This window comes from Planctomycetia bacterium, from assembly GCA_015075745.1.
In the GTDB taxonomy this organism is placed as follows: domain Bacteria; phylum Planctomycetota; class Phycisphaerae; order UBA1845; family UTPLA1; genus UTPLA1.
This window is the reverse complement of sequence record JABTTW010000003.1, coordinates 79,459-102,168: the sequence shown is the minus strand read 5'-3', so window position 1 is coordinate 102,168 and position 22,710 is coordinate 79,459. Positions and strand designations below refer to the sequence as shown.

The 22,710-nt window shown below is 63.3% G+C and carries 11 protein-coding genes and 2 pseudogenes; 5 read left to right on the top strand and 8 right to left on the bottom strand.

What is annotated here, in order from left to right; translation table 11 throughout:
• Positions 1 to 6: 6 nt before the first annotated feature.
• From HS101_18780 to ugpC, 6 genes are all read right to left on the bottom strand, one after another.
• Entirely contained in the window at positions 7 to 843 is an 837-nt protein-coding gene (locus tag HS101_18780) for a hypothetical protein (protein ID MBE7508308.1), read from the bottom strand.
• Positions 840 to 1,271, bottom strand: a complete 432-nt coding sequence (gene rbfA, locus HS101_18775) for a 30S ribosome-binding factor RbfA (protein ID MBE7508307.1) — start codon at positions 1,269 to 1,271, stop codon at positions 840 to 842. The genes HS101_18780 and rbfA overlap by 4 nt, the downstream gene beginning before the upstream one ends.
• Positions 1,272 to 1,322: 51 nt before the next feature.
• Positions 1,323 to 1,691, bottom strand: a complete 369-nt coding sequence (locus tag HS101_18770) for a DUF503 domain-containing protein (protein MBE7508306.1) — start codon at positions 1,689 to 1,691, stop codon at positions 1,323 to 1,325.
• A 27-nt stretch (positions 1,692 to 1,718) separates the two neighbouring features.
• Positions 1,719 to 4,457 (bottom strand): translation initiation factor IF-2, encoded by a 2,739-nt coding sequence (gene infB, locus HS101_18765; GenBank protein MBE7508305.1) that lies wholly within the window; start codon positions 4,455 to 4,457, stop codon positions 1,719 to 1,721.
• A gap of 77 nt (positions 4,458 to 4,534) precedes the next feature.
• Complete coding sequence (nusA, locus tag HS101_18760) at positions 4,535 to 5,968, bottom strand: transcription termination/antitermination protein NusA (GenBank protein MBE7508304.1); 1,434 nt, start codon at positions 5,966 to 5,968, stop codon at positions 4,535 to 4,537.
• A gap of 271 nt (positions 5,969 to 6,239) precedes the next feature.
• Positions 6,240 to 7,391 (bottom strand): sn-glycerol-3-phosphate ABC transporter ATP-binding protein UgpC, encoded by a 1,152-nt coding sequence (gene ugpC, locus HS101_18755; GenBank protein ID MBE7508303.1) that lies wholly within the window; start codon positions 7,389 to 7,391, stop codon positions 6,240 to 6,242.
• Positions 7,392 to 7,809: 418 nt separating this feature from the next.
• Here ugpC and HS101_18750 point away from each other — a divergent pair, with 418 nt between their 5' ends.
• The 5 genes and pseudogenes from HS101_18750 to HS101_18730 all read left to right on the top strand — a co-directional run bounded on the left by HS101_18750 (position 7,810) and on the right by HS101_18730 (position 18,956).
• Positions 7,810 to 11,346: a DNA polymerase III subunit alpha gene (locus HS101_18750; protein MBE7508302.1), complete on the top strand. Its 3,537-nt coding sequence runs from the start codon at positions 7,810 to 7,812 to the stop codon at positions 11,344 to 11,346.
• A gap of 94 nt (positions 11,347 to 11,440) precedes the next feature.
• On the top strand, positions 11,441 to 13,375 hold the full coding sequence (uvrA, locus tag HS101_18745) for an excinuclease ABC subunit UvrA (protein MBE7508301.1): 1,935 nt from the start codon (positions 11,441 to 11,443) through the stop codon (positions 13,373 to 13,375).
• Between the two features lie 2 nt (positions 13,376 to 13,377).
• The gene (locus HS101_18740) at positions 13,378 to 13,833 is read left to right on the top strand and encodes a pyridoxal-phosphate dependent enzyme (protein ID MBE7508300.1); all 456 of its coding nucleotides are present in this window, start codon (positions 13,378 to 13,380) and stop codon (positions 13,831 to 13,833) included.
• Positions 13,830 to 14,873 (top strand): annotated as a pseudogene (locus HS101_18735) (ATP-binding cassette domain-containing protein). The gene HS101_18740 and the pseudogene HS101_18735 overlap by 4 nt, the downstream one beginning before the upstream one ends.
• Before the next feature lie 132 nt (positions 14,874 to 15,005).
• Positions 15,006 to 18,956: an excinuclease ABC subunit A gene (locus HS101_18730; protein MBE7508299.1), complete on the top strand. Its 3,951-nt coding sequence runs from the start codon at positions 15,006 to 15,008 to the stop codon at positions 18,954 to 18,956.
• A gap of 1,379 nt (positions 18,957 to 20,335) precedes the next feature.
• On the opposite strand, the pseudogene HS101_18725 reads toward HS101_18730, so the two are convergent.
• Positions 20,336 to 20,644 (bottom strand): annotated as a pseudogene (locus tag HS101_18725) (thrombospondin type 3 repeat-containing protein).
• Between the two features lie 1,153 nt (positions 20,645 to 21,797).
• The gene (locus HS101_18720) at positions 21,798 to 22,553 is read right to left on the bottom strand and encodes a PIG-L family deacetylase (GenBank protein ID MBE7508298.1); all 756 of its coding nucleotides are present in this window, start codon (positions 22,551 to 22,553) and stop codon (positions 21,798 to 21,800) included.
• Positions 22,554 to 22,710: the final 157 nt, after the last annotated feature.

Sequence of the window (22,710 nt, the reverse complement as noted above, 5' to 3'; positions counted from 1 at the left end):
CGGATTCTAGCGGTGGCGTCGGCGACTGCTCGAACTTCGCGTTGATCGGGCGACAGATTTTGTCGCGGCGGACCTGGACTTTGTGGCGGTCGGCTTGGCCTTGCGGGCCACCTTGGACGCCGCCTTCTTCGCGTTGCCGGTCTTGGGCGCGGCGGACTTGGCGGCGACGGCGGGGTCCGCGTTCCGGGCCGGCTCGGGTTTTTCAACGGGGGCGGGGGTCGGCTTGGAAGATTTTCGCGGGGCATGGACCGAGGCGTATTTCTTGAACTGCGCGTAAAAGCCGGGGGCCTGCGCGGCGCTGATCTGCGAGGCGAGGAATTTCTGGATCTCCTCGACCGAGGCATTGGGCTCGACACACCCTTCGCGGCGAAGAATCTCGCACATGGCGACATCGGCTGGGACGCAGTGAGACTTGAAGCATCGAAGCAGCACGGTGGCGCGGGCGTGGGCGTTGATCCCGTGAAGACTATTCAGGAAGGACTCGGCGGTTCTGCGGGCGGACTTCTTGAGGAAGGCGAGGTCCAGGTGATGCAGCTTGTTGAAGAGGACGATGAGGGCGCGACAAATGTCCTCGGCGGCACGACGACACGAGGGATAGTCGGCGCCGATGATCTCGACGATTTCGGAGACGGGCGTGACCCGCAGCTCGTTGATGTCGACCACGGCTTCGCGGAGCTTGGCGAGGGCGGCATTGGCCCGGGCCTCGGCGGCGTGGTCAGTGAGGATGCCGCGAAGAAGCTGCTCCATCGGTTCGTCGACCGGCGGCAGGGCGGCGGCACTCTCCTTGCGAATTTTCTTGAGGAGCTTCTTGAACTCGCGTGCGTGCATCGAAGCGTTCTTCATTCATCGACTCCGTCGTGTGAATCGGGTTCGGTCGGCCGACCCGGCGGCGAAGACTCCGGCGCTTCGCCGGGCTCGGCGGGGGCCGTATCGGCGATGGCCTCGTTGATCTGTTGGATGGTGCGGGCGGCGATTTTCAGTCCGTGGTCAAGGTGGAAGCAGACCATGGGGCATTGTCGAATATCAAGGCTTTTGGCCAGTCGGCTGTGGATCATTCCGCGGGCGCTTTCGAGGCCGCGGAGGGTTGTGACGGCTTCGGCATCGGAGCCCATGACGCTGACATAGACATTGGCATGTCGCAGATCGCCGGACATCTCGACGCGGGTGACGCTGGTGAAGCGGCTGACGCGCGGGTCGGAGATTTTTGAGGCGATGGCGTCGCTGACAACGTCGCGGACGACATGGCCGATGCGCTCTAGGCGGAAGGACATTCGAGACCTCGTGGGCGTGAGTGAGTCGGCGTCGATCCGGGGCGGGCGCGTTTAGAAAAGCTCGATGTCATAATCCACCAGGGAAAGCGTGTGAACCTGTCGTACTTCGTCCACGATTTTGGAGAGGCAGGAGTCTGTGAATCGCCGGTCGTTGGAGACCATGGCCAGACCGATGACCGATCGGCGATGCTCGTCGAGGTCTCCGACTTCGGCGACCGAGACGTTGTGCCGGTGGAAAATCCGGTCCTTGAGTCCCTTGATGACTCGACGTTTGTCCTTGAGCGACATGGCCCCTGGGATCGTCAACTCCATCGTCAATACACCGATGACCACACCGATCCACTTCGTGGTTAGGGATTCGACATCCTGACCCAGGACTTCGTGCCGGCCGTGACGACCCGGCACGGCGCCCGGTGACAATTATACGACACTCCATGCCGGGCGGACCTACAGTTTCCGCGCCACTTTGATGACCTCGAAAGTTTCGATGATGTCGCCCGGCTTGAGATCGTCAAAGCCGGCGATGCGAATACCGCACTCGAAGCCGTTCTTAACTTCCTTGGCGTCGTCCTTGAATCGCCGCAGGGACTCAATGGCGGACTTGTCCCGGATGACGACGCCGTCGCGAATGACCCGGGCCATGTTGGAGCGCTGAATGACGCCGTCGCGGACGAAGCAGCCGGCGATCTTGCCGACCTTGGAGATGTTGAACACCTCCCGGACCTCGGCCCGACCGCGTGACTCGATTTTTTCGTCGGGGGTCAGCAGGCCTTCGAGGGCCTTCTTGATGTCGTCCAGGACGTTGTAAATCACGCGATAGCTGCGGATATCGACGCCGAGTCCGTCGGCCATCTTTTGGACGGCGGGCTCCGGCACGACGTAGAACGCGAGAATGATGGCCTTGCTGGCCTGGGCCAGAATCAGGTCTGACTCGGTGACCGTACCGACGCCGGCGTGCAGCACTTCGAGGCGCACCTGATCGGTGGGGAACTCGGCAAGGGTCTTCCGGAGAACGTCGACAGATCCCTGAACGTCGGCGCGAATGATGACCGGGAGGGTGGGGACCCGGCCATCCTCTGCGCCGGCCAGGAGGGATTCGAGGTTGGTGGGCTTGGCGGTGCGCAGCAACTGAGACTCGCGGCGGCGCATGGCCTCGTCGGCGGCGATTTCCTTGGCCCGCTGAAGGTCGTTGACGACGTAGAAGCGATCACCGGCCTGGGGGATATCGGAAAGGCCGGTGACTTCGACGGGGGTCGAGGGCCCGGCGGACTTCAGCACCTTGGCGCGGTCGTCTCTGATCGAGCGAACGCGACCAAATGCCGGTCCGCAGACGATGATGTCGCCGGTCTTGAGGGTGCCTTCCTGAACGAGCAGGTGAGCGAGATTCCCCTGTCCGCCGTCTCGCTCGGCCTCGATGACAGAGCCGGTGGCGGGGATGGTGGGATCGGCCTTCAGATCGAGAACGTCGGAGAGCGTGGCCAGGTGGGCGAGAAGTTCGTCGATGCCTTCTCCGGTGGAGGCGGACGTCTTGACGACGTCGATGTCACCGCCCCAGTCGCCGCTGGGCGTCAGGCCGTGCTCGGTGAGTTGGCCGTAGATCTTGTTAATGTCGTGCGGGAGGTCGATCTTATTCAGGGCGACGACGATGGTGGTGTTGGCCGCCTTGGCATGATTGATGGCCTCGATCGTCGTCGGCATGACGCCGTCATCGGCAGCCACGACCAGAACGACGACGTCGGTCATGTGAGCGCCGCGGGCACGCATCGCGGTAAAGGCGGCGTGGCCCGGCGTATCCAGAAAGGCGACGTACTTGTCGTCGACCTTCGCCCGGTAGGCGCCGATGTGCTGGGTGATGCCGCCGGCCTCGCCCGCGGCGACCTTTGCGTTTCGGATGCGGTCGAGGAGGCTGGTCTTTCCGTGGTCGACGTGACCGAGGACGGTGACCACCGGCGGACGGGTGACGAGCTTCTTGCGCTCGAGGGCCGCGAACTCATCGCGAAGGACTTCGGTGGCCGAGCGGGCCTGAGCAACTTCGAGCTCGATGCCGACTTCAAGGGCCATGAGCTGAGCAATTTCGGTGGAAATCGCGCTGTTGATATTGGCGAGTTGACCGTGCTCCTGAATGAGTCGCTTGACGATCTCGGCGACGGGGATACCGGTTTCGCGCGAGAAGTCCTTGACGATGATCGGCTCCGTCAGCTCGACCTTGTCCTTGCGGACATGGGTCTGGGCGGTGCGGCCGACGGTTCGCCGGGTGGAGTGCTTGCCCTCGATGGCCTTCAGGCCGCCGATGCCGCGCCCGGAGGCGTGAGCCAGCCGGTCTTTGCGTTCGATCAGGTCGCGATCGCGCCATTCGCGCAGTTTTTCGTTGACGTCTTCACGTGTATCGCGAATGCTGCGCCTCGGATTGGCGCGGGCATCGGCCGCGTCGCCGGCGCGAGCGCCTTCCTTTCCGCGGACCACAGGACCGCGACTGCGACGGCGGGTCTCTTCTTCTTCCGCGGTGAGACCGCGAACAGGTGCGGATCCGCCGGCGGGCGGACGCGGAGGCGGGCGGTAGGTCGGGCGCGGACGGTGGACCTCGTCCGGTTTGTCGATACGGATGAGCTTGGGGCCGCTGAGCTTGGCGGGCTGGGGGACGTTCTGCGGACCGGCCACATTCGGGACCACGGGCGGTTTAGCTTCGGTCTGTTGAGCCGCCGGGGCCAGCTCGGCGGGCGGCGCGGCCACATCGGGCTCCTCCGGTGGCGCCGGCGGAGCGGCATCTTCCTGCGGCGGCGCTTCCTTGGTGACGACGGTCGGCTGCTCGACGACGGTCTCCTCTTTGGCGACCTTCGCGGCGGGCTTTGTCTCAGCCGGGGGGGCGGGGACATCCTCAGTGGGGGGCTCCATCACGGCGACGCCGGATTGGGAGTCCGAATCGCGGTCGGAGGATTCCGTCTTCTTGGTGGATCGCTTGGGCTTGACGGTGACGGCCTTGATGTCGACGGGCTTGGAGTCCTCGATGGCGCTGGCGTGCAGACCGGGGGTGAACCACTCGCGAATCGTGGCTTCGAGGCCGGCCGAGACCACGTGCATGTGGTTCTTGATCTCGATACCTTCGGCGCGGCATTTTTCAATGATGGTCTGGCTCTTGACGCTTAGTTCCTTCGCCAGATTGTGCACTCGCACTTTTTTCTCAGACAAATAATCTCTCCAAACCACGGTTCACAGTTCGCGGCGGATCGCTCCGCTCGCATTGAATCTCTTTCAGGAAGGACGACCTACACCCCGGGGGTCGCCTCCTCTGTTTTCTCCGTCATCGCGCTGTCGTCCGCGGCCGGTTCGGACGGCTTTTCTTCGACGGCCTCGGGTTCACTCGCGTCGGTTGCCTCGGCGCTCGTTGACGCATCATCAGACGAATCAGCCGCGGGGGCCTCCGAAACTTCGCCGCTCACAGCTTCGCTCGACTCGACTTCGCTCGACTCGGATTCACTCGACTCGGTTTCGCTCTGGGCTGCTGCGCCCGCCTTCAGGGCCTCGGCCGCGCGGCTCTTCTCCTCGGCTCGCTCCACCTCGACGAGCTTGGCCTCTTCGGTGCAGCGATTAACGATGATCTCGGCGAGTTCCTTGGTGAGGTCGAGCTCGGCGACGAGGGTATCCGGGCCGACTTCCTGAACGTCCATGACGCTGATCATGCCCAGGAGCGAGATTCGCTCGGCGATCATTTCGTCCATGCCTTCAATGGTGCGAAGGGTGGTGGCCAGGCGATCGAGGCCCTTGTTGTATTCCTTGGGAGTGAGGATGTCGATGTCCCAGCCGGTGAGGCGAGCGGCGAGGCGTACGTTTTGTCCGCGCTTGCCGATGGCGAGGGAGAGCTGCTCCTCCGGCACGACGACGGTTGCGCGTCCAAGCTCGAAGCATAGCGCCGTATCCTGCACCTCGGCGGGCTTGAGGGCGTTGGAGATGAGGATCTGCGAAGACTCGTTCCAGCGGACGATGTCGATCTTCTCGCCGCCGAGTTCTTCGACGATGTTCTTGATGCGGCTGCCGCGGACGCCGACGCAGGCGCCGACGGCATCGACCTTGGTGTCGATCGACGAGACGGCGACCTTGGTGCGGTAGCCGGCCTCGCGGGCCAGGGCTTTGATCTCAATAATCCGCTCGGCCACTTCGGGGACTTCCACTTCAAAGAGGCGGCGGATGAAGTCGGGATGACTGCGCGAGAGGATGATCTTCACCTGGTGGGGGGCTTCGCGCACTTCGAGGATGAGGGTGCGGATGCGCTCGCCGGGCTGATGGGTTTCGCCGGAGATCTGCTCGCTGCGGGGCAGGAAGCCCTCGGTGCGGCCGATGTTGACGATCAAAGCGCCGCCTTCAAAGCGCGAGACGGTGCCGGTGAGGATGGTGCCTTTTCGCTCGACGAATTCCTCGTAGATGCTGCCGCGTTCGGCCTCGCGGATTTTCTGGATCATGACCTGCTTGGCCGTCTGGGCGGCGATGCGGCCGAGGTCGTTCATGGAGATGGGCTCGCCGTTGAGGACGGCGGCAATTTCGCCGCTGAGGCGGTCGATTGTGACGGTGACCTCTTCCTCCGGGCCGTATTTCTTCCGAATGGCGGATTCCATGGCCAGTTCGAGATCGCCGAGGACAATGTCCTTGTCGATGTTCTTCTCACGGGCCAGGCCGTCGACGATTCTGATGAGTTCTGCGTTCACGTTTCGAGTTTCCTGTTTCGTTTTTCTTGCGTGGTAAGCCGGCGTCCACGCCCGCCTGAGTTTCGTTTCCGCGGGGAGGCAACAAGCTCCACGCTCTCTAAAAACAAAAAAAGCGGGCGACCAGGCGAGCCCACTTTTTCATACCACAAGACGCCGGACGTCTCGGGCGAGTCGTCGATTCTTGAGGAGCATGCTTCAGCGCATAGGCTGACTCCCGCAAGCGACCCTGACCGCTCGATCCCATCGGATCCCGCGCAAGCTGACAGCCGGCTTATTGTTCACCGGCCGCGCTCCGTACGGGGACGACGGAAATGTTGCGGCCCGTCTCACCCGGCTCGAAGAGATGAACGCGCGTCATGTCGATCAACATGTCGAGTTCCTGCCCTTCGCAAACACCGGCACGCAGGTCCACACGCCCGACCAGCTTCGTTCCCATTGTCGTGGTCATGTGGACATCCTTCCGATCACCCAGCGGCTCAACCTGCGTCACGCGCGCCTTCAGCTTCGCGTAGGGCAGGTTCTCGCCGGATTGCCGAACGCAAAAGGCGTCCGGCCTGATTCCCAATACCAGCGGCCGCTGGGAAAAACCCGTTGCGGCCCTGGCCAGCTTTTGCGGCAGCGGCAATCGCTCGCTGCCGTGCTCGAAGGCGGCGTCGCCGTTTTCGCCGACACATCTGCCCTCGATGAAACCCATCGGCGGCGTTCCGACGAAGGCGGCGACAAACCGATTCGCCGGGCTTTCGTAGACTTCCAGAGGCGAGGCCGCCTGGAAGATCACGCCGTCTTTCATGACGACGACCCGATCGCTCAGGGTCATCGCCTCTTCCTGATCGTGCGTGACGTAGATCGTGGTCGTATTCAGCCGCTTCTGGAGACGTCTGATTTCGGAGCGCATCTCCACGCGGAGTTTCGCATCGAGATTCGAGAGGGGTTCGTCAAAGAGGAACACCTTCGGCTCTCGAACGATTGCCCGACCAACCGCGACGCGCTGCCGCTGACCACCGGAAAGGGCCTTGGGCTTGCGATCGAGCAGATTCTCGATACCGAGCAGTGCCGCGGCCTCACGCACTTTAAGATCGATGTCCGCCTTGCTGAGCCCGAGCTGCCTTCGACGAAGGCTCAGGCTGAAGGCCATGTTCTTGTACACCGTCATGTGCGGGTACAAGGCGTAATTCTGAAAGACCATGGCGATATCGCGGTCTTTGGGAGGGGTCTGATTGACCACTCTTCCGTCAATCGCGATTGCACCGGCACTGATGTCTTCCAGGCCGGCCACCATGCGCAGAGTCGTACTTTTTCCGCAACCGGAAGGTCCGACGAGAACGACGAACTCCCGGTCCGCGATGTCCAGGCTGACCCGGTCCACCGCCGTCACGCCACCTGGATAAACCTTGGTGACATTTGTTAAAGTCACACGTGCCATAGGTTTATACCGCGGATCGCGTAACGACTCTGAGAAAGGGGATTATAAGTCCTTATATGGGGCGGTCAATCGCAAATCCGCAGGCCGCGAAATCGCGGAGGAAGGGGGCGAAAAGGGTGAATGGCCAGGACTCGAATTCTCCGGTCCGCGGGTCTGAGTCGTCCGATAATCGCTGCAATCGCCGTAATTCGCGATGTAGGGCCGTGTCGGATGAAAGACGCCGATTTGCCGCATCGATTGGCGTGATTGGGTGTCCCATCCCGGTGCGTCTTATTCCGTTTCGCGCGACCCAACGAAGCCATCCACACTCGCCGCATTTCACAGTCGCATCAGGAACTTACGTTCAAGATGTTGCTCGACCGGGTATTATTCGCTGCAAGTCTCAGGAACTTTCAATCGCATGGAGGCGCATTTCTCGATGTCGCACAAGGCCGCCGCCCCTTTTGTTCACCTGCACGTCCACACGCACTACAGCCTGCTCGACGGCGCCAATCGCATCGACGAACTGGTTAAGACGTCCAAGGACATGGGCATGCCGGCCGTGGCGATTACCGACCACGGCAACATGTTCGGCGTGATCGAGTTCTATCGCGCGGCGATCAGCGCCGGCATCAAACCGATTCTCGGCATGGAGGCCTACCTCGCGCCAGGCGATCGACGCGCGAAGGAGAAAGACCACTGGGGCGAAAGCAATTATCACCTTCTGTTGCTGGCGATGAACAACGTCGGCTACAAGAACCTGCTCAAGCTCTCGTCGATCGGCTATCGCGAAGGGTTTTATTCCAAGCCGCGCATCGATCGCGAAGTTCTCGCGGCCCATCATGAAGGGCTCATCTGCACCAGCACCTGCCTCGGCGCGGAGATTCCGCAGGCGCTCATTCACCGCGATCGGGCGACGGCCGAGAAGATGGCGGACTGGTACCTGTCGCTGTTCGGGCCGGAGCGGTTCTTCATCGAGTTGCAGGATCACGGCATCGAGGAGCAGCGGACGATCAACCCGGAGTTGATCGACATCGCGAAGCGCAAGGGCCTGGGGCTGATCGCGACGAACGACGTGCACTACCTGCGGCATGAGGACGCCGAGGCGCACGACGTCCTGTGCTGCATTCAGACGAAGGCGATGCAGGACGACGTCGATCGCTTCAAGTTCCCGACGGACCAGTTCTATCTGAAGTCGCCGGACGAGATGGCGAACCTGTTCCCGCAGATCGGCGAGGCGATGACAAACACCGTGCGCATCGCCGACATGTGCAACGTCGACCTGGACTTCACCAAGCGCCACACGCCGGTCTATCGTCCGCCGGACAAGCAAACGGCGGAGGAGTACCTTCGGAAGCTTGTGTTTGACGGCGCGATTGAGCGCTATGGAGAGGTGACGGACGAGCTGCGCGAGCGGATCGACTACGAATTGGAGGTCATCCAGTCCAAGGGCTTCTCCAGCTACTTCCTCATCTGCTGGGACTTCGTCCATTATGCCCGGGACAACGGGATTCCCTGCGGGGCGCGCGGCAGCGGATGTTCGTCGGTCGTGGCTTATTGTCTGCACCTGTCGCAGCCGGACCCGCTGCGGTATGGGCTGTACTTCGAGCGGTTCATGGACCCGGACCGCGACGAGATGCCGGATATCGACATCGACATCTGCCAGAACGGCCGCGAGCGCGTCATTCAGTATGTGCGCGAGAAATACGGCCACGTCGCGCAGATCATCACCTTCGGGACGCTCAAGGCCCGGGCGGCGATTCGCGACGTCTGCCGTGTCACCGGCGTGTCACTGGCCGAGGCGGACAAGATCGCCAAGCTGGTTCCCGAAGAGTTGAAGATGACGCTCGACAAGGCCCTGTCGCGCGAGCCGGAGCTGAGGCGGCTCTACGAGTCGGACAATCGCGTGCGGCGCGTGATCGACATCGGCCGGCGCGTCGAGGGGCTGGCCCGGCACGCCGGCGTTCACGCGGCGGGCGTGGTCATCGCCGATGAGCCGCTGGACGGTCTGCTGCCGCTCTACAAGGCATCGGGCTCGGACGCGATCATCACGCAGTTCGAGGGGCCGACCGTGGAGATGGTCGGACTGCTGAAGATGGACTTCCTGGGGCTGCGGACCCTGAGTGTCATCACGCTGGCATGCAAGCTGGTCGAGCAGAATCACGGCGTGAAGATCGACCTGGACCGCGTGGACCTTGAGGATCAGACGGTCTATGCCGTTTTCGCCAGCGGCCAGACCAAGGGCGTGTTCCAGTTTGAGTCCGGCGGCATGCGCGACGTTGTGATGAAGATGCGGCCCAACCGGATCGAGGACCTCATCGCCGCGAATGCCCTTTACCGGCCGGGGCCGATGGTGAACATTGACGCGTACATCGCCCGCAAGCATGGCGAGCAATGGGGCACGCCGCACAAGATCATGGATGAGGTGCTGGAGGAGACCTACGGCATCATCGTGTATCAGGAGCAGGTGGCCCGGCTGGTGAATCAGCTCGGCGGCATCGAGCGCAAGCGGGCATTTCGGCTGGCCAAGGCGATCAGCAAGAAAAAGACCTCGATGATCGAGGCGGAGCGCGTGCCGTTCGTCGAGGGCAGCGTCAAGAAGGGTCTCAGGAAGGACGTCGCCGAGGAAATCTTCAATCAGATTCTCCCGTTCGGTGAGTACGCCTTCAACAAGGCCCACTCGACGGGCTACGCACTGGTCGCGTTCCAGACCGCATACATCAAGGCGCACTATCCGGTCGAGTTCATGGCGGCCCTGCTTACCTTTGAAATGGGCGACACCGACAAGGTCGTCGATTACATCGAGGAGTGCCGCCGCATCGGCATCGACGTGCGCCCGCCGGACATCAACAGCAGCCGGTCGGATTTCACCGTGGTCCATCCCAAGGGCGGCACCGGGCAGCCGTTCATCCGATTCGGCCTCGCGGCGATCAAGGGTGTCGGCGAGCGGGCGGTCCAGAGCATCATCGAGGCGCGCGAAAGCGGCGGGCCGATCCGGGACATCTTCGACTTCTGCGAGCGGATCGACGCGCAGGCGGTCAATCGCGGCGTGGTTGAAGCGCTCATCAAGGCCGGCGCGTTCGATACCACCGGGGCGATGCGCAAGGCGCTGATTCTCGCGCTGGATCGGGCCCTGCAAATGGGTGTCGAGGCGCAGCGGGACAAGGCGAGCGGACAGCTCAGCATGTTCGGCGGGGGCGGCGCGGAAGAACCGCCGCCGGCGCTCTCGACGCAGGAATGGTCCGAGGCCGAAATGCTCGCCCAGGAAAAGAGCGTGCTGGGTTTTTACGTGACGAGTCATCCGCTCTCGACGCACGCGGAGATGCTTCGCAAATTTGCCTCCGCGGACTGTGCGGATATTCAGCATTTGCCAGAAGAGACCGAGATCGTCGTCGGCGGGATGATCAGCCGCGTGCGCCTGGTGACGACCAAGTCCGGGCGAAACGCCGGTTCGAAACTGGCGGTCCTTGTGTTCGAAGATGTGACCGGCTCCATCGAGGCGGTGGTCTATAGTGAGGACCTTGAGAAGTACCGCGACCTGATCGGCCCGGATCGGCTGGTATTTCTGCGCGGCAAGGTGGATCGCCGCCGCGAGGACCCGTCGCTTCGCGTGTCGGAAGTCATGTCGATGGAGGAAGGCCCGGCGCGGCTGGCCGACGCAGTGATCCTGAGCGTGCGCAACAGCGGGATGGAGGGCTCGTCGCTTTCACGGCTTCACGAAGTCTGCGCGGCTCATCGGGGGGATCGCAACCTATTCCTGCGCGTGCAGACGCCGGGCCAGATGGTGACGGTCCTGCGCTGCGGGGTGGACATGTGCGTGAAGCCGGATGATGCCTTCGTGTCGGAAATAGAGACGATCCTCGGGCCCGGCGCCGTTGATGTCGTGGGCCAGCGCCGCGCGAAGCCGAATCGGACGCCGCTGCCCGACGATGACGAAAGCGAGTCGGCGGCGGAGCTTGCCGAGGCCATGGCCTAGCGAGCGCGGCCCGTTTCCGTTTCGGCTACACGCGGTTCGACGTTCGTTCGGACGCGCCTACAATAGCGCCACGGAGGGACTTAGCGGCGCACCGATGGAACCCACCACGATTGAAATCAAAAATGCGCGGGAGCATAACCTGCGCTCGGTCTCGCTCACCCTGCCGCGCGGGAAGCTGATCGTCTTCACCGGCGTCTCGGGGAGCGGCAAGAGCAGTCTGGCCTTCGACACGCTTTACGCCGAGGGGCAGCGGCGCTATGTTGAGTCGCTTTCGTCATACGCCCGGCAATTCATGGGCCAGATGCAAAAGCCCGACTGCGATCAGATCACCGGGCTTTCGCCGTCCATCGCCATTCAGCAGAAGACGACCGGCTGGAACCCGCGATCGACGGTGGGGACGATCACGGCGATTTACGATTTCCTGCGCGTGTTGTTCGCGCGGATCGGCACGCAGCATTGCACGCAGTGCGCCCGGCCGATCACGGCGCAGTCGCGCGAGCAGATCACCGCGGGGATACTTGCCGCCTTCGGGGGCGAGTCGTCGCGCGTTTTGATGCTCGCTCCGGTTGCCCGGGGGCAGAAGGGCGAGTTCCGCGATTTGTTCGATGACCTGCTTCGGGCGGGCTACGTGCGGGCCCGGGTGGATGGGGAGGTCGTCACCCTGCGCGAGGACTTGGCGCTTCAGAAGAACCGCCGCCACGACATTGAAGTGGTGATCGATCGGTTGACGCTCGATGAGAAGGTGCGGCCGCGACTGGCCGAGGCGGTGGAAAGCGCGCTTCGCGTCGGGGCAGGGACGCTCATCGTCGCGCCGGATGCCGGAAAGGTCGAAGGCAAGCCGGGCGGGAAGCGTTCCGAGGCCGGCGAAAAGGTCTTTTCCTCGAAGTACGCCTGCACCCAGTGCAACATCTCGTTCGAGCCGCCGACGCCGCAGCTTTTCTCCTTTAATTCGCCGACGGGCATGTGCCTGCGATGCGACGGGCTGGGGGAATTGATCGACTTCGATCCCGAGTTACTGGTGCCCGATCCCAAGCTGAATTTTTACGCGCCTTGTGTCGCGCCGATGCGGACGAAGGTCGGCAAGTGGCGGCGTCATATTTACGACGGCGTAGCCAGGGCGGTCGGGTTTGACATTCGCAAACCGTGGAAGGACCTGCCGAAGAAGGCCCGCGATGCCCTGCTCCATGGGACCGGCGATCGACACATCACCTACGAGTGGCGATGGTCCGGCGGTCTGTGGATGCACGGCGGCACCTTCGAAGGCGTCATCGCCGAACTGCGCGACAAGTATCGCAAGGCGAAGGCGGCGTTCGTCCGCGAGTACTACGAGAAATACATGCGGCGCGGGCCGTGCCCGGAGTGCCGGGGGTCGCGGCTCAATCGCCAGGCGATGGGGGTGCGCATTCCGATTGCCGCGGGCAAGAATGGCGGCCCGAATATTCACGAATTGTGCGCGATGTCCGTCGCGTCGGCGGGGGAGACACTGGCGAATCTGAAGCTCACGCCGGTGCAGGCCATCGTGGCCGAGGAAGTGCTCAAGGAGCTGCGCACGCGGCTGGAGTTTCTGATGAAGGTGGGGTTGCACTACCTCGCGCTGGATCGCACGGCCCCGACGCTTTCCGGCGGCGAGCTTCAGCGCATTCGCCTGGCCGGGCAGATCGGCGCGGGGCTCGTCGGCGTGTTGTACGTGCTGGACGAGCCGTCGATCGGATTGCACCCGCGGGATAATGAGATGCTGCTGGAGAGTCTGCTGACCCTGCGCGACATGGGCAATACGCTCATCGTCGTCGAGCATGACGAGGCGACCATGCGCGCTGCCGACGAGATCGTGGACTTCGGCCCGGGGCCCGGTGTGCGCGGCGGGGAGGTGGTCGTGCAGGGGACGATGGACGACATCGCGAAAAGCGAGCGGTCGCTGACCGGGCAATACTTGAGCGGCAGGAGAGAGATCGAGGTGCCGAAGGCGCGGCGACCGGTGGTGCGGAGTTCCACCGGCCGCAAAAAGCGCGCGGCGAAGGGCGCTCAGTGATCATGCGAAGCAACATCCTGGAGGCAATCGGTAACACGTCGTTCGTGCAGCTTCGCGGCGTGGCGACGGTGCTGAAGCGTCACAAGCCCGACGTTCGGTTCGTCGCCGTCGAGCCGGCCGAGTCCGCCGTGCTCTCGGGCGGACAGCCCGGTCCGCACAAGATCGAAGGCGTGGGCATCGGCTACACGCCGCCCCTGTGGGAGCCGGGCCTCGTGGATTCGATCATTCCCGTCTCGACCTCCGACGCGAAGGAGATGACGCGCCGCCTTGCGCGCGAGGAGGGCCTCTTCGCCGGGACATCGTCCGGGGCCAACGTGCTGGCGGCGATCCAAGTCGGTCGCAAACTCGGGCCCAAAGGGCATGTCGTGACATTGATGATCGATTCAGGTTTGAAGTACCTGAGTACCGACGTCTATCGTCGGCCAAAACAAGGAACGGAAGTCGAAGCTCGCCCATGAAACGTCGTGCCCGCGACCAAGCAATGGAACCGCAGCGATCCGAGCATGCCTGGCTCGCCGTGCGCGGCGCGCGGCATAACAATCTCAAGAACATCACCGTCGACATCCCGCTCGGCCGCTTCGTCTGCGTGACCGGCGTTTCCGGCAGCGGGAAGAGTTCGCTGGTCAACGACATCCTCCGCGAGAAACTCGTCATGCTGCTCAACGGGGCGGAGAGCGCAAATCCCGGCGCGCATGATGCGATCACCGGCCACGAGCATCTCGACAAGATCATCGACATCGACCAATCCCCGATCGGCCGCACCCCGCGCAGCAACCCCGCGACTTACATCAAGGTCTTCGACGAGATACGCGATCTCTTCGCGAAGCTGCCGGACAGCAAGGTGCGCGGTTACGCGCGCGGGCGATTCTCCTTCAACGTGCCGACCGGCGACAAGTCCGGCGGTCGATGCGAGGCCTGCGAGGGCAACGGCTCCAACCGCGTCGAGATGGATTTTCTCGCCGACATCTGGGTGACGTGCCCGGTCTGTCAGGGCAAGCGCTTCAACCGTGAGACGCTTCAGATTCTCTACAAGGGCCGGACGATCTCCGACGTGCTGAACATGGACGTGCAGGAGGCGCTGGCTCACTTCGAGGCCATCCCCAAGATTCGCGGCATGCTGGCCACGCTGCACGAAGTCGGCCTCGACTATCTCAAACTCGGCCAGTCCAGCACGACGCTGTCCGGCGGCGAGGCGCAGCGCATCAAGCTGGCCCGCGAACTGGTGAAGCGCTCCACCGGGCGAACGCTTTACATCCTCGACGAACCGACGACCGGTCTGCACTTCGAAGACATCCGTCGACTGCTCGCCGTGCTGCACGGCTTCGTCGATGCGGGCAACACCGTGCTCGTCGTCGAACACAATCTGGACGTGGTGAAGACGGCGGACTGGGTGATCGACCTGGGCCCCGAGGGCGGCGAGGCGGGGGGGTTCATCGTCGTTGAAGGCACGCCGGAGGAGGTCGCGAGATGCGAGAATTCTTACACGGGTCAGGCATTGGCAGATGTGCTGGGCATCAGGAAGACGAACGGGAAGAGCAAGCGACAGGCGAGTTCAAACGTCGAGAGCTCGGTTTCGCGCAAGCGCGATCGGAAGGGCGCTACGATTAACGCCCAATTTTCCACGCCGGGTATCAACGTCGTCGGCGCGAAAGAGCACAACCTGCGCGACGTGACGGTGCACATCCCGCGCGGCGCGATAACGGTGTGCAGCGGCGTCTCGGGCAGCGGCAAGACGAGCTTCGCCATCGATACCGTCTACACCGAGGGACAGCGGCGCTACGTCGAATCGCTCTCCGCCTACGCGCGGCAGTTCCTCGGCCAGCTACAAAAGCCAAAGGTCGATCACATCTACGGCCTCCAGCCGGCCATCGCCATCGAACAACAGGCGGCGTCGAAGAGCCCGCGATCGACGGTCGGCACGGTGACGGAAATCTACGATTACATGCGCGTCCTTTGGGCGCGCGTGGCGACCCCGCACTGCCCGAAATGCCGGTTGCCGATCGGCACGCAGACCAGCGATGAGATCGTCGACAAGTTGATGGCGCTGCCCGCCGGAAGCCGGTGGCTCTTGTGCGCGCCGATCGATCTGGGCCAGGGGGAGACGTGGCAACAGGTCCTGGAGCGCGGCAAGTCGCAGGGATACATCCGGGCACGCATTGACGGGCACGTTGTTGAGTTAGCGACGATCCCGAAGATCGACGCCAAGCGCAAGCATGACGTGGAGTGGGTTGTCGATCGCGTATCAATTCAATCGGCGGCGCGCGGGCGCATCGCCGAGTCTATCGAGCATTGTCTGGCGATGGGGCAGGGGGTGATGATCGTCGCGCCGGCTGAGGAGGGGGAGAAGGCGACGTCGGCGCGATTCAGTCAGCACCTCTCCTGCGACAAGTGCGGAACCAGTTACGAGCCGCTCACGCCGCATCACTTCAGCTTCAATGCCCGACTAGGGTGGTGTCAGAAGTGCGAAGGCCTTGGCATCCAGCGGGGCACCAGCGCCGACAGCATCATCGTCAAGCCGGGGGCGTCGATTCTCTCCGGCGCGATCAGCGGCTGGGAGCAGGTCGGCAAGCGGCCGATTCTCAAGGCGATGCTCGCATCCCTCGCCCGGGCCATCGGGTTCGAGCTGACCACGCCGCTCACCGATCTGACTGCAGAGCAAAAGCACGCCCTGCTGTGGGGGCTCGGCGACCAATGGATCGAGGCGGAGCCGACGCCGCACTCGCGCGGGCTGCGTTTCCAGTGGAAAGGCTTCTTCCCGGCCATCGACGAGGCGACGCGCGTGTCGTGGCACTATCGCTCGCTGATGCAGGACCTGGTCACCGACGTGCCCTGTCAGTCGTGCGCCGGCGGTCGCATCAATCCCGAGTCGGCCGCGGCGCGGCTGGCCGGCAGGACGATCACGCAGGTCTGCGAAATGCCGCTGGGCGAGGCGGCGAAGTATTTCGATTCGATGAAGCTCGATCGGCGGCAGACAAAGATCGCCGGTGAGCTCTTGCACGAGATCCGATCGCGACTGCGCTTTCTCCTCGACGTCGGACTGCACTATCTGTCGCTGTCGCGCAGCGCCCCGACGCTTTCCGGCGGAGAGTCGCAGCGGATACGACTCGCCTCGCAGATCGGCAGCGGTCTGACCGGTGTCCTGTACGTGCTCGACGAGCCGACCATCGGCCTGCACCCGCGAGACAATGCCCGACTGATCGCCGCCCTTTGCAAGCTGCGCGATCTGGGCAACACGCTGCTGATGGTCGAGCACGATCGGGAGGTGATCGAGGCGGCGGATCACCTCATCGACTTCGGCCCTGGCGCCGGCGCCCTCGGCGGAGACGTCGTCGCATCGGGCACTCCGAAGGCGGTTGGACGGGTCAAGGAATCACTGACCGGCCAGTACCTTTCAGGAGGTGCGGCGGTTGCGGTGCCGACAAATCGGCGCGGTGTCACCATCCCGGCATTCGATCGCGTCGAGATCATCCCGGATGAGTCCGTCGTGCCCCGGCGGAAAATGGCCGGGCCCGTCGGCCAGCCAGAGAAAGCGGAGGAGACGAAGTTTCTTACGGTCGTCGGCCCGCGACAGAACAATCTCAAGGGCGTCGATATCGCCATTCCGCTCGGCAAGCTGACCTGCGTCACCGGCGTCTCCGGATCGGGCAAGTCGTCGCTGATCAGCGAAATTCTCTATCCGGCCCTTGCGTCGAGGCTGCATCGCGCGCGATTGTCGCCCGGTGCGCACGATGAAATCAAGGGGCTCGACCTCGTCGACAAGGTCATCAACGTCGATCAGCAGCCGATCGGCAATTCGCCGCTGTCAAACCCGGCGACCTACTGCGGCGTCTTCGACGTGATGCGCGAGGTCTTCGCCAGACTGCCCGACAGTCGCGTTCGCGGTTACACGGTCAATCGGTTCTCCTTCAATCGCGCCGGCGGCCGTTGCGACGACTGCGAGGGGCTTGGGCAGGTGTGTCACGAGATGCACTTCCTGCCCGACGTATGGGTGCCGTGCGAAACCTGCGGCGGAACGCGCTACCAGCGCGAGACATTGGAAGTGCGCTACAAGGGAAAGAGCATCGCCGACGTCTTATCCATGTCGATCAGCGAGGCGAAGGAGCTGTTCGCCAACGTGCCCAAGGTGCGGCGACTCCTGCAGACGCTGGAAGACGTGGGGCTCGGGTACCTCCCGCTTGGGCAAAGCGCGCCGACGCTCTCCGGCGGTGAGGCGCAGCGATTGAAGCTCGGCGCCGAACTGGCGAGACCATCGACCGGCAAGACGGTCTACATCCTCGACGAGCCGACGACCGGCCTGCACTTTGACGACCTGCGCAAACTGCTCGATGTCCTGCACCGCTTCGCCGACATGGGTAACACCGTGATTCTGGTCGAGCACAATCTCGACGTCATCAAGACGGCGGACTGGGTGATCGACCTGGGGCCCGAGGCCGGCGACGAGGGCGGCCGCATCGTGGCCGAGGGAACACCCGAGGACATTGCGGCGGTGACGGCCTCGCATACCGGGCGATTGTTGAGGAAGGTTCTGGCTGCCGGGCCGCGCAGTGCGCGCGAGGTCTTCGACCCGAAGAAGGCCGCGGCAAAAGAGCTGAATGTCGAAAAGGCCGTCAAGACAGATGCCGGTCCGGCGAAGATGCCGTGGGAGCTCGACGGCGAGAAGTGGCACATCCAGCAGCGACTCAGTCGCGAGGGCAAGACAGTCGAATGGGAAGGCGCGGCCCTTCAGTTCGTCGTGCGCGAGATTGAAAAGCTGGGCAAGGGCAAATTGCAACCGACGGATTGGAACGATCGGGCGCGCGTGGAGATCGTCGGCAAGTCGCCCAGGGGCGTCGCGCAGTCGTCGGTGCAATGGTTCCTGCACGCGCTGACCGGCGGCCGGTGGTTGCTGGACCTCTACTTCCGGATTCCCGAGGGATGCTTCCAGGAGTCTGCGCTGTCGAAGAGCCTGGGCCTAAAGCCGCTGGACGATCGTGAGGACGTTCATGCCTACGGCCAGGCCTCCCGGGTACAATTTCGTCCGCCTCGTGAGGGCATGGATCAGGTTCGCATCACGGTGCACGACAAGAAGGAAATCGCCACGCCGGCCTTTCGCGCATTTCTCAAGAAGGCGGTGGGCAGTTACCTGAAGCATCTTGCCGACATGGCGACCGACAAGAAAGCCGTCGCCCCGTGGAAGGTGGACGGAAAGGCGTGGCATCTCTCCCAACAGTGTGTTCCGCTCACCCAGCCCAAGCAGTGGAAGCCGGTGGAGCTGATGGCCTTCATCGGCCGGGCATCCAAGGCCGTGCCGCGGGTGAAGATCGACTGGAGCGGCAAGGTCTTCGTGGAGTTGCTCACCGAGTCGGGCCGGCGCATCGGAAAGATCATCACCCATCAGGGCGAGTCGATTCGCGTGGACGTGAATGTCCCGCGCGGCAAGCTCACGCCCACACAGGTGGAACACCTCGGCATGAGGCAGCAATTCGCCAGGCCGGGCTCGAGCGGCGCGGAGCTTTCGTTCTGGTTTCGCACGAATGACCAGGTCCACGGCGAGCAACTGGCGAAGGTGCTTCAGACCGCGGCAACGGAGTCCGAGTCCTGACGATCTCCGCTCCTTAGAAAAAGAGGAGCCCACCGCGCGGTGCGCGATGGGCTCCATTGAGAATCACATCATCCGATCGTTCGCGATCAGCGGCGCCGTGACCGTCGCTTCAACCGCCAGCCGATCAAACACGCCGGCATGAACATGCCGACCATTGGGAACACGCCCGGTGCACAGCAGCCGGGGACCGGCACTGGGACCGGCAGCGGCGGAACGATGGCTTCCGTGCAATCCGGAATGCCGTTGCCGTTGGCGTCGACCGTGTCGTCGCCGGCCGGACAGACGTCGAGACAATCAGGCACCGTGTCGCCGTCGGTGTCGGCATCCGGCGTGCCGCAGCCGCAGACGCCGGGGCTGGTCTTCGCCGGATCGGCCGGGCAGCCGTCTGCCGCGTCGCCGATTCCGTCACCGTCGGTATCGATCAGGGCGAACTCGATGAACTGCGCGCCCATGCCGGATATCTCCGTCTGCAGCAGGGCGCCCGAGGTATTCACCTCAAAGACGCCGCCGTTCTTGAGGCCGGACAGGATGCTGATGCCGGTCGCATTGGCCATCAGGTTTGACGACGTAATCAGCAGGTTTCCGTTTCCGAGCCGGTAGATGCCGGCGAAGATCATCAGTCTCTGCACCGGAATGTGGGCGACGAACGAACCGCCGCTCGCGAACTCCATGATGCCGCGGTTCGCGAGCAACTGATCGATGACCATGACGGCGCCCGGCTCGATGAGCTGCATGGGCACGGCGGTGATGGCGTCGAAGTTGGCGATGAACGCGCCGGTCGCGTCATACTCGTGAATCGCCGAGCTGCCGCTGCCGCTCAGCAGCACGTTGCCGTTGGGGCGGAAGTGGATATCCGCCGGATCGACGATGCCGCCGGCGCCCGGGGCGATGAAGTTTCCGACAAAGTTGCCGCCCGCGTCGAACTCCGCGACGGCGTTGGCGTTGCCGCCGTTGCCGATACCGACGAGCAGGTTTCCATTCGGTCGGATTGCCATGCCGAACGGCTGCTGCATCACTGCCGGGTTGGCGCCACCGGCCGGCGCAAACACGCCGAGGTAGTTTCCGTTGAGGTCATAGCGCTGAACGACGTTGGCCGTCTGGTCGGAGACCAGGATGCTGTTGTTGTCGAGTCCGAGGATCGCCGCGAAGGGAAGCGGCAGGTTTGCCGGGTCCGACGGGATGAAGTTCGCGTCGAGCGGCTTGCCGTCCTGCGGATCAAACGCCATCACGCGGTTGTTGGTGAGGTCCGGAACCAGCAGGATGCCGGTCGTGGAGAGCATCTGATCGGCGCCCTGGCCGCAGTCCGGCGTGCCGTCGCCGTTCACGTCGGCATCGGGCTGACCGCAACCGCAGACGCCGGGCGCGGTCTTGAGGACGTCTGCCGGGCATCCGTCGCACGAGTCGCCGACGCCGTCACCGTCGGAATCAAGCTGCGCCATGTTGGCGATGAGCGGGCAATTGTCATCGGCGTCCGGAATCCCGTCGCCGTCGGTGTCGACGTAGACGACGCCGTTGACCAGCAGCACAAAGCGATATTCGGAGTCCGTTGGGCCGGTGCCCTCATTAAAGCGAACGAAGTAAACGCCGTCCGCCGCAAGAGTGATTCCGCCTGCCGCGTCGCCCGCAAAGGCTCCTGAGTTTCCATTGTCTCCATTGGCCAGTACCGTGGCCCCGTCGGTATTTCGTATCTGGACCTCGGCATCGGTGCTGGTCGCATCGTCATCGGGGTTGAGGTCGACGATGACCGCGACGACCGCGCCGGCCGTTGCGCGAAACTGGTAGAAGTCCACGTCTCCGCTGCCGTCGACGACGGTGCCGTTCATGATCGGGGCGGAGATAATGTTGGCGAATGCCGACGAGTTATTGCCCTCGACTTCGTTCGCCGAGAGAGCAGGGTTGACCACGGCGTGGTAAAGCTCGTAGTCGTTGAGATCCGAGTTGTCGCCGTCTTCATTCACCTCGAAGTAGACGCTGCCGGTCTGAGGAGCGATCGCTCCCGCGACCACCGCCGAGGACACCGGCCCATCGTTGTTGTCCGACTCAATCAGCGTCGCTCCGTCGTTGGCCCAGACATTCAGGTCGATGGTTACGCTCGGCGCCGAGCCGACTGAGTCGGCCCAGGCAAAAACGAGATCACCGGTTACAACGGGCCCGGTGAAATAGAAGTCGTGATCGCCGACCGGCGTGATGTCTCCCAGCCCGAACTCGCCCGGACGAAGCAGATTCGCTGACAGCGCATCGTTGTTTGATTCTTCCTCGATGCATTGCGGCCCCATGGTCGGCAGCAGCATCAACATGCTCAGCACCGAACATGCCATGCATGCCCGCCTTCCCGACATTCTCTTGAGCCGTCTGGGTGATGTTGCCTGATTTGTCATCCGGTCTTCTCCTTTTTTCCTGGTCGGCCGTTGTCAGAGCCTCAACAAACTCGCTTGACAGGAAACGGCCGAGGCGAGGGTGGATTCTGCGCATGTAATTGCACTCGTGTTTCAAAACCATTTTTTGGGGTGCAATCGGTGCTTGAGTCGTTGTCATCAGGCCGCGGACGGCGCTCTGCTCTCATGAGCGCCATGCGGCCAACTCGCGCCTCAACGGAGGCGGATCAACTCTTTGGGGTGTAAAGAATCGGCGGAATTCATCAGGTTCGCTCTCACGCCGCGGCGTGCGAACCGGCGGCGGTGAATGACCTGACAAGTCGCGTGCCATGGCGGCAATAGCACGTTTGTCTGGCGGATTATTAGGCAGTGAAATGTATTTGGGGACATATGCCCAGGGTTGCACACCCAATTGCGCGATGGCCGCCGGCAGTGCAGCACTATTTGATCCGTCTTTCCGGCCGTATCACACTTTCGGTGGGTCGATCGGAGACGGCACCGGCCACTCTCCAAAAAGGGGCATCGGGTCCAATACTCCCAAAGGCCGCGGCACGGCGTAGAGCTCGCCATACTTGTATCCGCACATTCCACCTTCGTACCCGCCCGACGAAAGGACCCAGTGCTTGAGCCCCTCGAATCGCTGTTGAGGAAACTGCGATTTGTAGCATTCGATGGCGGCGAGCTTCTGATCGATGGTGTCGGTGATATCCACGACAAACTGCGCGGGCCAGTGGGCGATCTCCGCCGATCGGGCGATCGGCCGGTATATCAGATGATCCACCCGGTGCGGCTTCGTCCCGCTGAATCGATCGTCCCATTTGGTGAGCTGCGAGTAGAACCGCGTCGCCTCGGTGATGAGCTGCGCCTGGTAATGGTCCGGCGAGGCGGCGACGGTCCTGCCGGCGATGCCGACGAGGATGCGCGGCCGATACTTTCGCACGACGCTCGCCAGCGCAAACCGCGCCTCGGGGCCGTCCATCAGCATCCGGTTCGTCATGCCCACCATCTCGCAGACCTGTACGCCGAGGATGTCGGCGGCGGCCCTCATCTCCTTTAAGCGCGTTTCCGGGTCGCCCAGCGGCGTCGGTTCGCCGTTGGTCATGTGGACCATGCCGACGCGATAGCCGAGCTTAACGAGTTTGGCGATGGCGCCGCCGCTACCGATTTCCAGATCGTCCGGGTGTGGCGCCGTGAAGATGATGTCCAGCTCGCTCGTTGCCATGCAGGTTCGATTCCTTCGTGCGATAAGGAGTGCTCTTGATCCGGCCGGTCCGGTCTATTGTGTGGATAATAGCCTTTTTGCGGGCGGTGGTCCGCATCGGGGGGGCGGCGGCCCGGGAGGTCCGTTGTTGTCGCCGCTCGGCCAGCACGATAGGATG